Here is a 14,017-nt window from a genome sequence, read left to right as displayed (position 1 = left end):
AAACATGGCTAAACAAAAGGTATACATATCATCCACATTTAAAGATTTACAAGGTTTTAGAGCCGTGCTAATTGATTTTTTCGATAAACAGGGAAAAAACCATTTTGAAAAGCTTGAGCTAATGGAGCATATGTATGACAAAGGAGATAGTAAACCTTTTTTAAATACTTGTCTGGAACAAGTTATGGCTAGTGATATATACATCATAATATTAGGTAAAAATGCTGGTTCATTTCCTCCTGACGATATTGAAAAAACCTATACAATGCATGAATATATTACAGCACTTAAAGCAGGGAAAACAATATTTAGGTTTGTTTATTCAGAATTTAAAGAACAAGAATGTGATAATCTTGAAAAATATAACGAGCTAAGAAATTTATTTAACGGTATTGATGTTCACCAGTTTTTAGATATAAAGGATTTTAGGATTGCCTACTTAGAATGTTTTTTTTCACTTACAGATAGTAATGATAATTACATAATTAAACGTTCTCCAGCAGAAGTAATGAGTGTCATTGACCGCAAAAATCAAATAATGAGTTATAAACTCAGAAATAACATTTTAAGGAACGAAAAGGTTATATTTTTTTACTACCAATCAAAAGAAAATGATTTTGCACATTACTTAAATTATAGATTAAGTATACTTAACTCAAATCCTGCTAATCTGGAATTTAATAAAGAGTTCTTCCTAAATCTGTCCACAATAATATCTATTCAAAATGGCGAATTGGACACTTTACTTTCTTGCTTTATAAATGAAATTTCAACAAGAACATTTGGTAAAGATTTATTTGACATAAATGAATTTAACTCATTTTACAAAACCTATAAAAACAATTTGTTAATTATACCTATTCTATTAACGCATAGCGAAGAAATAAATATCAACCACAAAATTATCTCAGATTTATTTCATTTATTCATTAAAGGCATATCTGAAATTATAGATAAAAAAATCGTATTCATCATAAACTTCCAGGATATTGACATTATGAATATTAACTCAATAATCAATGTCAATAATAATACTATCGTCTATAATGACTTAGGAATATTAAAACCTATTGAATTTGAAGAAGTAAAAACATGGATTAGAGAGAATATAAACAGTAATCCTAATGTTGCACAAGAGTATATAGAAAAATATTTCATTAGTCCCTTTCCTAAATCAATGAGTTCCGTACTAGAAGAATTAGAAAAAGCTGAAGAAATTTTAAAAACAATTACAAACAAATAATCAATCATGACAAAAATAATAAAACTAACTCGTGAAGAAGATATTGCCAGTTATGATCCTTCGCCAGCATTGAAAACAGCAATTGACATGGCCATTTCATTAGGACGTCCATTGTTATTGACTGGAAAACCGGGAACCGGAAAAACACAGTTTGCTCATTGGTATGCAACCAATAAGGAGAACAAAAACGATTTTAACGAGGTATTCCAATTTAATACTAAATCCACCTCAGTCTACAACGATTTGTTCTATGAATATGATGCGGTTTCCCATTTTAGGAATAAGGATGGAGACAAACATGTCACTGACTTTATAACGCTCACTGCTTTAGGAAAAGCCATCGTGTGCGTTAAAGGATTTGAAAACATTGAGGATGAAAGGCTTAAGAAAATTGCTGCGAATTCAGATATAAATGAAGAAAAAATAAAAGAAAAAAGCATAGTCCTGATTGATGAAATTGACAAAGCACCAAGAGATTTTCCGAATGATTTACTGCATGAAATCGAAAATCTATCCTTTACAATAAAAGAAGCTTCGCCAAGTATAAAAGTTAGTCTGGATGATTCCCAAAAAGAAAAAATAATTGTTATCCTCTCGAGCAACGATGAGAAAAACCTCCCGGATGCCTTCCTTAGAAGATGTTTGTTTCATTATATTGAATTTCCCAAAGACAAAGAGTTAGCACAGATTATTGCAAAAAAATTAAGCCTGAAAAAGTTAAATGAAGAAGAAATAACGAAGATCAATCAAATACAAAATCTGGAGGAAATCGATACAATAAAAGATTTTGAAGGCTTGAGTGATAAAATTCGTCTCTTCTTTCAAATTTTCAATAATGATAACATAGACAAAAAACCTTATACCAGCGAATGCATCGACTGGCTAAATTATCTGCATAAAAATAGCTTATTAAATAAACCTATGGCGGATTGCGTACATACGCTTTCTATATTATTAAAAAAAGACGAAGATTTTAAAGAAGCAAAAAAAATGTTATCAATTATCTAAAGATATGAGTCTTAATACTGTCAATTCTGAAAATAACGGTTTCCTTCTAAATGATTTTCTTCAATCACTAGAAAGAAATGATTTTTCTATTGATATTGATGATTATGTAGTCGCGACCCAAATCAATAATCTTTTTTCAAACAAGGAATTAACAGTTGAACAGACCAAATATTCGCTTGCAGCAATCATTTGTAGAAATGCAGAAGAGCAGGAAAAATTTTATCAATTGTTTGACGATCATATTAAAAAAAATATAGAAGAGGCAGAATTTATAAATAATAAAAAGGAACAATTATTAAACGAAACTAAGAGGACTACTAGACAAAAAAGAATAATACTTTTTACATTCATCTTACTGGATATTGTATTATTGATATTAATCTTTCTTTGTTTTGTACCAATTGTAAAAACCGAGCAATACACAGGCGAAAAAAAGCCAATAAAAACATCTGATCATTTTACTACTGATAAAATGGTAAGTTTTTCTACTTTTAATAATCCCGTAAAAAACGATATATCTACTGATAAAAAATGGGAATCAAAACAAACCATTTATCAGAGCCTATTTAAACCTAGTTATAATACTATAGGGTTAAAAGTCGTATGGAACTTTGAGGATACAATTATAAAAAACAAAAAAAACATTGAGTATCGTTTTAAATCTTCAGGGAAGAAAAATATTGCTGTTAGTTTTTTATATAATAATCATCTAAAAAGAACCTATAAAGACTCCATCTTTATTTGCGAACCTCCTCCTAATATAAATGTACCAGATTCTATTTTTGTAGATAAAAAAGTAACGTTCAAAGCAACTTCAGTTCCTAATAAATCCGTGACATGGACACTTGATGGACGAGACACCATTACAAAAAGCAATACGCTTGAATATACCTTTATTGAAAGAGGAAATCATAATATTAGCTGCAAAATTCAGGATCAGTTATGTACTCATAAAGGTATCAATAATAAAAAAATTACTGTAGTAAACAGGGAGGTGTTCACAGTAAATAAAAGACCTGATAAACCGTACATTTATCCATCTTTAACTACTCTTTCGAATATTTTTTATTGGCTTTTAGGAATTGCATTACTGTTATTGCTTTTCTGTCTGCTTACATTATTTATTCCTTATATATATTCCTTATATGCAAAAATAATTAGCCGCTATTTTAATGCAGCCAATCGTAAGAAAGCTCAGGAATATTTTAAAGATACTCCCGAACCTATTTTCATTGGTAATAATCCTCCAATCGATATTAGTTTTTATAATAAAGACAGACTTATAAAACGCAGGCAAAATATCAAAAAGCTAGGTTTTGATCTACAAAGAAAGATAGCCACCGAGGACTCAAAAATTGATCTGAAACATACCATCAAGGCAAGTATCAGAAATTTTGATTTATTAACACCTCTTTATGAGAATAAAAATGCCAAACGCCGCTACCTATTCTTAATTGATGTCAGCAATTCCAAAAGTACTCAGATAAAGTTATTTACCTTTTTAATTAACCATTTAAAGAAAAGCCAAGTCGACTTAGATGTTAATTACTACTTTGGAGATCCTATACGAGTATTTAAAAAAGAAATTGATGACTCTATTGATATAAAAACTCTAAAGGATAAGTATTATCAATCAGTACTCATCGTTTTTGGTAACGGCTACAACTTTTTAGATGCAAATGCACCCGAAATATATGCTCCAATCCAAAAAGAATATTCATATTGGGACAAACGGATTTTAATTACTCCAATGACTTCATTGGACTGGTCTGTTAATGAAAAAATACTTGCTTCATTTTTTCATATTGTTGCTGCAGATAGTAGTGATTTGCTTAATATTTCTTCAGTGCTTGAAAAAGGCCGCTACAACCAAAAAATAGCTAATAATAAAGAGACTATTAATAATAAAGATACTAATTACACATCTAAATTTATTGAGTTTGAAGATATAGAGAGCCTTAAAACCTACCTTGTAAACGATGAAATGTTTCAGTGGTTATGTGCAATTGCCGTTTATCCTAAAATTACATGGGAAATAATCATGAGCATTGGAGAAACTATAAATTCAACCATTGTTACTTATGACAATCTATTAAAAATAAGCAGGATTAAATGGGTACAAAACGGAAGCTTTCCAACCCGAATCCGACTTGAATTGCTAAAAAATTTAGATAGCAAATATGAGATTGCAGCGAGAAAGACCATAATAAAACTATTGGAAGAAGAATCAAAAAAAGATGATAATTCGTTTTCAAATAATGAGCGTATCATTCAGTTAATATTCAATAAGTTTATCTTGTTTTCATACGATCCTATAACTTTTGCTTTGTATGAAAAAGAAGAAAAGGAATTTCTAATGCTTTATCGGGATGATAAAATTAGAGATATTCCAACAAAAATATATCTTAAGGGCATTGATCCCGATAAAAAAGATGCTTGGAAAAGTCTGATGAAAGAAAGTACCGAAGAAGGGATCGACAACCTCGAGCAATATTACCTTACTAAGACTAATCCAACTCCACAGGATATTATTTCTAAAAATATTAAAAATTATTTACGTGCTACTTCACTTTTCTTTCTGATTATAGTAGCTGCTTTGGCATTTATTGGCGCTACAAAACCTGCTATAGGTCTGTTTGTAAACAAACAAAAGTTAGTGCCATACCAATGTATTATTAAATTGAATAGTGACGATTGTTATAAGGCATTTAATCCCGAAAAACTTATAATATCAGATAAAGGGAAAATAATTTATAATAACTCTCTTAACGAAAAGGACAGTATTATTTCATTGAAATCAGTATTTGGGAAGGAACTTTCATTTCAATTTATTTCTGATAAAAATGACAAAATTTCAAGTGTTTTAAAGATACAGCAACCAACTTCTATTGTTAATATCGCAGGATTTTATTGTAATAGAATTAAAGCAGAGTTTTATGGCAGAACTTATGATCTCTATAAAGATGTTTTGGAAACAGAACAGTTACAAACCACTAATATTCCATCGAGCGATAACACAAATAGTCTTATTTTTAGATCTGATGTTGATTCTGCCTTTGTATATAAACTCTGTCTTGATTTGATCAAAAGAAAATTTCCTCTACAGAAAATTATTATGGATAAACATTTTAGTAATGATGAGGTTAAAAATGCTGACGTAAAGATATTACTTGAGCAAAGGAAATCTGACACAAAAATAATTGAAACACAAGAAGAGCTTGATGAATATTTTTGGGGAAATAAAATCCCGAAACGGGGAACCAAAATCCTGAAACCAGAAATCAAAATTGCTTATTTTCCGAAATCAAATTATGACGAAGCTAAAAAATTAGAGCAGGCAATTATTAAGAGTGGTTTTAAATATTCAAAAATTACCTTTCATACATCTTCGGATGGTCAGGTTAGCCTATCTAATGAGGAAGGAATATCGGTGCATCAAAAAGATTTTCAAAAAGATGCAGACACACTTGCTAAAATTGCAACCAATGCATTGAAACGAAAGATAATCTCAGAAAAGTTTAGTTATAATCCTTATAACGATCCACGTGTATTAGTGGTAACATTGCTGAAATGGACTGTTTTGTTAAATGGAATAAGTCAATCAGATATGCTATATAAATACCTCAAAGACAGTAGCATGAAAATATCCTTAGCTAAGGATGGGGGAATTGAGCGAAATAATAATTGCATATACTATGGTGAAAAAACGACGAAAGAGGAGGCAATTGAATTTACTAAAGATATTATAAAACAAGGATTTACTATAAAGGCTTTAAGATATAAATCTAATCTAATATACAATGTAGAACTCGCATATAATGCCGATTATGATAGCTGTGCAGTATTGACCCTGGATAATTTAGATAATAACCAATTTGGCTGTATAGTAGAATGCCCATCAGCCTTTAACAATAATTCTACATATATTATTTATTTTGATTCTGAAACAATGAATTTGCCACCTGATGGTGTAATGTATCTTGATAAAACTTTAAGTCAATTAAGAAAAAATCCTAATCTTACAGCTACAATCATTTCTCACTCAAGCACTGGTTCGAAACAATCCAAAAATCGTTTGGATTCCGCACTAAGCCGACTTCTTAAAAATGATATTAATTCAGAAAGAATACGCGCAATAGATATGGGGAATAAAGAGTATCAAAAACAAAAATGTTTTGATCGCATTGAAATTAAGCTTATAGATAATGGTCCACCGTTACCAAAAATTCTATGGGTTGACGATCATCCGGAAAATAACTCTGATGTAATAAATAAGTTCAAATCTATTGGAATTACAGTTGATTTAGTAAAAACTAATAATGAGGCAATCGCAAATATTTCTAAAAACAATAATGAATATGATTTTATAATAACAGACATAGGTCGTAACAATGATGAAAAAGCAGTCTCTGATAAAAATAAAGCTGGTGTGGAATTAATAAATAGGATAAGCGATAAATCAAAGATTATCATTTTCTCTTATCCGGAAACAATAAAAAAATACCAATCTGAATTATTAAAAAATGGTGTAACACATTTTTACTCGGATTTTGACGAATTGGAAATGTTTATTTTAGGTACTTCAAACTCGAGTGAAATGCAAAAATAGGTTACACTTTTTATCCTAAAAAGTATAATTCAATTAAAACAACATATGATGATAGTGTAAGAAAATCGCAATTCAACTTTTCATAATATCGTTTTTAAAATTTAGATTACGGATATTTTTCTATCTTTGAAATTCAGGATTTTTAATCCGAAGGGCTTTATGATTGAGCCTTTAGAAAATTGATATTCATTATGGAACAGAAAATACATCAGGGAAAAAACGTAAAACGTTTCAGAGAAATGCTTAACATAAAACAGGAAGCATTAGCTTTTGATTTAGGAAATGACTGGAATCAGAAGAAAATTTCTGTGCTCGAACAAAAAGATGTAATTGAAGAAAATCTGTTGAAACAAATCTCAGCAGTATTAAAAATTCCCGTGGAAGCTTTTCAGAATTTTGATGAAGAACAAGCTATAAATATTATTTCGAATACTTTTACAAGTAACGATACATCAACATTAAATGCAGTTAACCCACACTGTACATTTAATCCAATTGATAAAATTGTTCAATTATATGATGAAAAAATTGCATTGTATGAGCGAATGCTCAAAGAGAAAGAGGAAATGATGGCAAGATTTGAAAAGTTACTCAATAAATAATTCATTTATAGAAGATATATTAATTCAAAAAAGAGGCTTTAAAGTCTCTTTTTTTTGATCGTATTTGTTCTATTTATCATCCAATCAAAATCATAAGTACGAATTCAGGAGACATTCGGACAACTTTAACCAGAAACCAAATCTTTAATAAACAAATGAACCAAAGAGAAACTGATTTAATTAAACTAAAAAAAATTATAGCCGAGAAAGACGGTGATGGAGCGTATGAAAATGGTTTTTCTTTTATTCACACCTATGAAGAAGACGAGGAAATTCTTTTACTTCTTTTTCAAATCTTCGAATCTGACTGGCATAAGGGACATGAAGATATGGCTAGGGCTTTTCAGTATATTTCAAATCCTATTACTGTAGAAACTTTATTTAAAGTAGCATTTTCGGACTTTGAATATATTAGATGGAATGAATATTTTCCTTTACAGAGAAAATGTACTTGGGCACTTGCAGACATTGGCACTAATGAGGCTAAAAAATATTTAGAACAAATAGCAGAGCAAGCCAATGAAACAATAGCGGAATACGCCACCAAAAGACTGGTAAAATGGGATTTTGAATTCAGAAGAAAAGTTCCTACAATAGGAGAATCACGCTATCAAGGTTTTGAAATAGGGCTTGAAAGTTATTCAGAAAGGCTAAAAGAATTGCCTCAAAACGGACAAGATATAATAGGTTATATGATGAAAAACGTTGATATTATTGATAATGCTCCACCATATCATGGTATCGTAACGGAGTATATTGTATTATATCTTGTTAATGAAAAAAGTACAGCTGCCACTATTACAGAAAGCCAAGATCTTGAAAAACCTGATTATAGTGGTCTGAAAGCAAATTCATTACAGCTAAGTTTCCTATCAATAATACACGATTACAATTCAAGACAAAAAGAAAATCAGGAAAGTGTATTGGCTATTTGGATAAAAAAAGAAGTCTTTAAAGAGATTTTACAAAAAGTAACACCAAAATGGAATCCCGACTATGATTATTTTGGAAAAGAACTCGAAAGACAAACCATTCAACTTGATTTAAACGAAGAGGATTTTGAGAAACTGATAAAAGAAAAAATTGATTTTGTATTCGACCTTTCGGATTTTATTAAAGAACAAAAACAATATATCGACCAAAATCAGATCGATAAACTAATGCTTCCTAAAGAAAGAATAGTTGATTTTGAAACACCCGAACTCATTGATGAGAAATGGATGTAAACAACTTTAACCTCACAAAAACAGAACATAACTAAGTAACAAAAAGCAAAAAATTAATTAAAAAGTAGTAACGATTATGGAAATAAAAGATGTACTTGGAATAGAGCCGATTGGGAAAGCAATTGAAACAACAGTGACAAAGTCATTTGAAGCAATTGAAGGCTTTTTAAAATTAGTCTGTGCTCCCGCATTAGAGGAAGTCGGACTACTTGCGAAAGACCAAGTAAGATCATGGAGATTTAAAAACGTACTTAACATTATTGAAAAAGCACAAGGAAAAATTGACTTTTCTGAAAATCAACTTCAAATCAAGGCAGATCCCAAAATTGCTATATCAATTATCGAAAACGGTTCTCTTAATGACGATCCAGATATGCAAGACCTATGGGCTGGACTCTTTGCATCATCTTGTACAAAAGAAGGTCAAGAAGATGAGAATCTAATTTTCATAGACTTATTAAAACAAATCACAAAAGTTCAAGCCAAAATACTTAAATATGCGTGTGAAAACTCAAAAAAAGTTATTTATCAAAATGGCTTGATTTTAGGCTTCGATTTTGAAATCGAATTCCCTGAACTAACTAAATTAACAGGAGTTACAGATGTTCATAGACTTGATAGAGAGCTTGATCATTTAAGATCACTTCAATTAATTAGTAATGAAGGAGGATTCGATGTTGATGATGATAGTTTAAATGCATCCATCACCCCTAGTGCTTTAGGATTAAACTTATATTTAAAGTCTCAAGGTTACAATGGTGATCCAAGCGTATACTGGAGACCCAACCTAGTCAACGCAAAAGAATTTAAACAAGTTTAGATTTTAAACGGTTAAGGGTCAAAAGCTAAGCTTCCCACAAATTTGCCAATACACATATATTAATACTGATCTACAACATATTACTCGTAACCTTTATTTCCACACGAGCTCACAAAGTAAAAGCTTCAGAGAAATCTGGAGCTTTTTTTTTGCTTGAAATCTTCCTTATTTTAAAGAATCAAAAAACGCTCTCAACTAACTAAAAACCAATATCTTAAATAAATAAAAAAAGGGGAATTTTCCCCTTTTCTGGTACACTTACATTTATCTAATTTAGTCAAATATTAAAAGCCCTGTTTTTACCATAAGTTTTAAGCACAGTCAGAAGCCCCCTATTTCTAATTATACTCTGCGCCCAAAATCATATTCCTTTCAGTTAATTTCATTTAGTATTTATAATAAATTTTATCAAAAGATGATTTTTGAAGTAATACAAATAATTTCAGAACAAGTAAACAGCTATCTCGCCGAAATTGGGTTAGAGAAATCTGTTGTTCCTGAAAATATAGCTTTTTTAGAATCTCAAAAAGATGATCCGGACAATAAGTTAAAAGATGGCGTAGCACTTACAGTAATCAATTTAGCCGAAGAAGCTACTTTAAAAAACTTCCCAAACCATAGTGTTGAAAATACTAAAACAATTTATAAAAATAGTGTCGTCAATTTAAATCTGTATATCCTTTTTAGTGCAAATAGAGATATATACATCAACTCGCTTAAAGATATTTCGAAGATTATTGAATTTTTTCAAGGGAAAAGACTTTTTACTCAAGCCAATACCATCTTTAACAGAAGCACTAGTGCGATGAGCAATGTAGACAACTTTAGATTTACGGTTGAACTCTATACTCCCACTTTTGAAGAACTGAATTATATCTGGGGAACATTGGGCGGAAAACAGCTTCCATCGGCCTTATATAAAGTGAGTATGATACAAATCGAACGCAATATCGTTCAGGCCGAAGGACAATTAATTGGCGAGTTTTCAGGAACAACCAAAAGAAAAGAACAGTCATGAGTTTTACCGCTACATATGAATTGCTATTTGAAGTCACGCTTCCTCACAATTATTTTTTGAATAATGGAGAAAAAACTTTTGCAAGTATGACAAATGCTGATAAAGAAAAAATGCTGCAACAATTTGATACAGATGCATTTTCGACAATAACGCCAACTTTAGAAACCAATACTGTACTGCGAAACCACAAAATGATATTCAAAAAAACCAAAACAGGTTTCGGAATATACATTAAAGTCAAAGGTGAATCTGACCCATTTATAAAAGTCCCTATTGATTTGAACCTAAAGTTTTTAATTAAAATTAATGACTATCAATTTGAAAATTATACTAATCTTGATTTTGCTCCTACTCAGGTATATCTTTTCAGTAATGTAAAACCATTGACTGAGCCTGTTTCGTTTGAATATCTTCCAAAAATAAATGACAATAAACTTATTTCAAACGCCTATTTAGTATCTGAAGAAACCACTGCAGATTTAGTTTCGACACTGCAGCCGTCAGAACAACAAAATGTCTTTGGGATTATTTCACTAACCGCGAAGGGTGATAATAGCTCAGGAAACATTATAAACAATGTGGGAAAAATGATAAGTCCAAGTTTTAAAATTCATTTTGATAATCGAAAAACACTTTGGAAATATATCAACCGTAAAGCAGGAACCACAATTGAAACCAAAACCGTAAAACCACTAACACGTTCCGGTTTTGTTGAAATTGACCCGCTTAACGATTTTTTTCCGGCAGAACCGGCAGAAAGTCAATACCCAAATCCATCTGTAAAATCAATAACAAAAATCAATAGTGATTACTATTCGGAAATATTTATTTAATAATTAAAAAACAATTCAATTATGGCAACAACTTACAAAACGCCTGGAGTATATGTTGAGGAAATCGTAAAGTTTCCCCCTTCTGTTGCCCAGGTAGAGACAGCGATTCCTGCTTTTATTGGCTATACTGAAAAAGCCACGAACAAGATTAATGGAGATTTGAAATTGAAACCAACAAGAATAACATCTCTTTTAGAATACGAACGCTTTTTTGGCTTTGCAAAACCAGAGACAACAATTAGTGTTACCATTAATGATATAGTTGATAATGGTTCGACAGCAAGATCAGTGATTGTAAATCAACCAACTAGCAGACAGCCTTTTTTGATGTATTATTCGATGCAATTGTTTTTTGCAAATGGCGGCGGTCCATGTTATATTATATCCGTTGGCCGTTATGGCGAAGATTTGGATGACGCTGATACAAAAGTAACTTCTATAAATGATAGTTCTCAATTAAAAAAAGGCTTGCTTGAACTAGAAAAAATGGATGAACCAACACTTATCCTTTTTCCGGATGCTACTCAGGTAACCGGTATTAATACAACTGATTTTTATGGTTTGTATAATGATGCCTTAAACCAATGTAGAAATCTGCAGGATCGATTTACAATTATCGACACGCTTAGCTATGATGCTACCAGTCCAACAGATACAAACATTGATGATTTGAGAGGAGTTATCAGTTCAGAGAAAGATACTTTAAAATATGGCGCTGCTTATTATCCACATTTAGAGACTATTTTAGATTACAGATACAATGCAAGCGAAATTTTGATTAAGCATTTTACCTCACCTACACCTGATGCCATGTCAACTGTATTAAGCGATTTAGGAGGTTCAAAAACTGCAATTGCACCACTAATCAGTAAATTAAAAACAGTTCCGGGAACAAATGATAATCTAACAGGAAGTATAGCCGAAGTTTTGAAATTTATTGAATCAGCAGCCGGCTTTAATAATGCAGCAGCAACTGCAGCAGCAGAAGCAGTTATCACTGGAGGAGGAACACAAGCAGATGCAGATGCCGCAGCTGCAGCTGCAGGAACTTTTACGGTAGCAAAAAATACGCTCTTTATCCCCTTGTTAGAAACTTTGACTAAAGATCTAAGCAACGTTATAGGAGAAAAAGAAAAAATTAAAAAAGCAGCATTAGCAGCAATAGCTTCTGATGAAGAAGACCAACCAACCAGAGACGCTATCACGGCAGCTTTAAAAACTCTCACTGATGCTTTTGAATTAGCTAATAAAATTGAAAGCGTTAAAACCAATTTGGCTGATTTATTAGGGAAAGCAAAAGCAGCAAATACCAAAGTAAAAATAACCGCTAATATCAAAGGCGCAGCAGGTGTTACTACTGTACTTTCTGAAATTCCAAAAATTCTGCATTTCACAGCACCAGCTTCTATCCTTGACTTTCCGGCAGCTATCACCATTGATGTTGATCTTTTTGCGCCTATTACAGCTAATATTGATGCAATTATTGCTGCTGTAACAACCGCAAAACCAAATGATCAAAATAACGGTGCTATGAATGGCCGCTTTTTAGCAGATATTACAGAGCTTGATAATGTTACCTACAATAAAATACTTTCCGAAATTTCTAATCTTTCAATAACTCTGCCTCCAAGTTCTGCTATAGCAGGAATTTATGCAAGAGTCGATGGTGATCGTGGCGTATGGAAAGCACCGGCAAATGTTAGTTTAAACTATGTCATTGCTCCTACGGTAAAAATCACTAATAATATACAAGACGGATTGAATATTGATACCGTGGCAGGTAAATCTATTAATGCTATTAGAACTTTTACCGGCAAAGGAACCTTGGTTTGGGGGTCAAGAACCTTAGCTGGTAACGATAGCGAATGGCGTTATGTTCCGGTTCGCCGATTTTTTAATATGGCCGAAGAATCCATTAAAAAAGCAACCGAACAATTCGTTTTTGAACCTAACGATGCCAATACCTGGATAAGAGTAAGAGCTATGATTGAGAATTTCTTAATTCTACAATGGAGAGCCGGAGCTTTGGCGGGAGCAAAACCAGAACAAGCTTTTTATGTAAGAATCGGACTGGGACAAACCATGTCTGCGGTGGATATTTTAGACGGTAAAATGATAATCGAAATTGGTTTGGCGGTAGTTCGTCCGGCTGAGTTTATCATCCTTCGTTTCTCTCACAAAATGCAGGAATCTTAATTAAATAATCATCATTAAAAATATATAGATCATGAGTTATCCATTATCAAAGTTTCATTTCTCAGTTGACTGGGGTGGAACAAAAATAGGTTTTACAGAGGTTTCCGGATTAGATGTAGAAACTGAAGTTATTGAATACCGTCAGGGCGCAAGTCCGGAATACAGCAAGATCAAGATGCCGGGCATGCAGAAGTTCTCTAACATTACCATGAAAAGAGGAACTTTTAAAAGCGATAATGAATATTATGCCTGGTGGAATTCGGTAAAACTAAACACTATCGAAAGAAGAGATATCACCATCAAATTACTTAACGAGGAACACGAACCAGTGATTACCTGGAAAGTAAAAAATGCATGGCCAACAAAGGTTCAATCAACTGATTTAAAAGCCGATGGAAACGAAGTTGCTATCGAGTCAATAGAATTGGTTCACGAAGGTTTATCTATTCAAAATGACTAATC

10 protein-coding genes are annotated in these 14,017 nt (G+C 31.7%); all 10 read left to right on the top strand.

The window, feature by feature from the left end:
- The first annotated feature begins 4 nt into the window (after positions 1 to 4).
- The 10 genes from CLU81_RS24055 to CLU81_RS24010 all read left to right on the top strand — a co-directional run bounded on the left by CLU81_RS24055 (position 5) and on the right by CLU81_RS24010 (position 14,015).
- Positions 5 to 1,243, top strand: coding sequence for a DUF4062 domain-containing protein (locus CLU81_RS24055; protein ID WP_099712153.1), 1,239 nt, complete (start codon positions 5 to 7; stop codon positions 1,241 to 1,243).
- Between the two features lie 6 nt (positions 1,244 to 1,249).
- A complete protein-coding gene (locus CLU81_RS24050; RefSeq protein ID WP_099712152.1) occupies positions 1,250 to 2,251 on the top strand; it encodes a MoxR family ATPase in 1,002 nt (333 codons plus the stop codon).
- A gap of 4 nt (positions 2,252 to 2,255) precedes the next feature.
- A complete protein-coding gene (locus CLU81_RS24045) occupies positions 2,256 to 6,860 on the top strand; it encodes a hypothetical protein (RefSeq protein ID WP_099712151.1) in 4,605 nt (1,534 codons plus the stop codon).
- 191 nt (positions 6,861 to 7,051) lie between these two features.
- Positions 7,052 to 7,462, top strand: a complete 411-nt coding sequence (locus CLU81_RS24040) for a helix-turn-helix transcriptional regulator (protein ID WP_099712150.1) — start codon at positions 7,052 to 7,054, stop codon at positions 7,460 to 7,462.
- Positions 7,463 to 7,617: 155 nt separating this feature from the next.
- Positions 7,618 to 8,688 carry a DUF4291 family protein gene (locus tag CLU81_RS24035; RefSeq protein WP_099712149.1) on the top strand — a complete coding sequence of 357 codons (1,071 nt, stop codon included), beginning with the start codon at positions 7,618 to 7,620 and terminating at the stop codon, positions 8,686 to 8,688.
- Between the two features lie 76 nt (positions 8,689 to 8,764).
- Entirely contained in the window at positions 8,765 to 9,508 is a 744-nt protein-coding gene (locus CLU81_RS24030; protein ID WP_099712148.1) for an Abi-alpha family protein, read from the top strand.
- Positions 9,509 to 9,923: 415 nt separating this feature from the next.
- Positions 9,924 to 10,526 carry a DUF4255 domain-containing protein gene (locus CLU81_RS24025; RefSeq protein ID WP_099712147.1) on the top strand — a complete coding sequence of 201 codons (603 nt, stop codon included), beginning with the start codon at positions 9,924 to 9,926 and terminating at the stop codon, positions 10,524 to 10,526.
- Positions 10,523 to 11,359, top strand: a complete 837-nt coding sequence (locus CLU81_RS24020; protein ID WP_099712146.1) for a hypothetical protein — start codon at positions 10,523 to 10,525, stop codon at positions 11,357 to 11,359. Before CLU81_RS24025 ends, CLU81_RS24020 begins: the two co-directional genes overlap by 4 nt.
- A gap of 21 nt (positions 11,360 to 11,380) precedes the next feature.
- Positions 11,381 to 13,555: a phage tail sheath C-terminal domain-containing protein gene (locus CLU81_RS24015; RefSeq protein ID WP_099712145.1), complete on the top strand. Its 2,175-nt coding sequence runs from the start codon at positions 11,381 to 11,383 to the stop codon at positions 13,553 to 13,555.
- Positions 13,556 to 13,586: 31 nt separating this feature from the next.
- Entirely contained in the window at positions 13,587 to 14,015 is a 429-nt protein-coding gene (locus tag CLU81_RS24010; protein ID WP_099712144.1) for a phage tail protein, read from the top strand.
- The last annotated feature ends 2 nt before the right edge of the window (positions 14,016 to 14,017 follow it).

Source organism: Flavobacterium sp. 9 (genome assembly GCF_002754195.1).
Classification (GTDB): Bacteria; Bacteroidota; Bacteroidia; order Flavobacteriales; family Flavobacteriaceae; genus Flavobacterium.
This window is presented reverse-complemented; position numbering and strand designations above follow the sequence as displayed.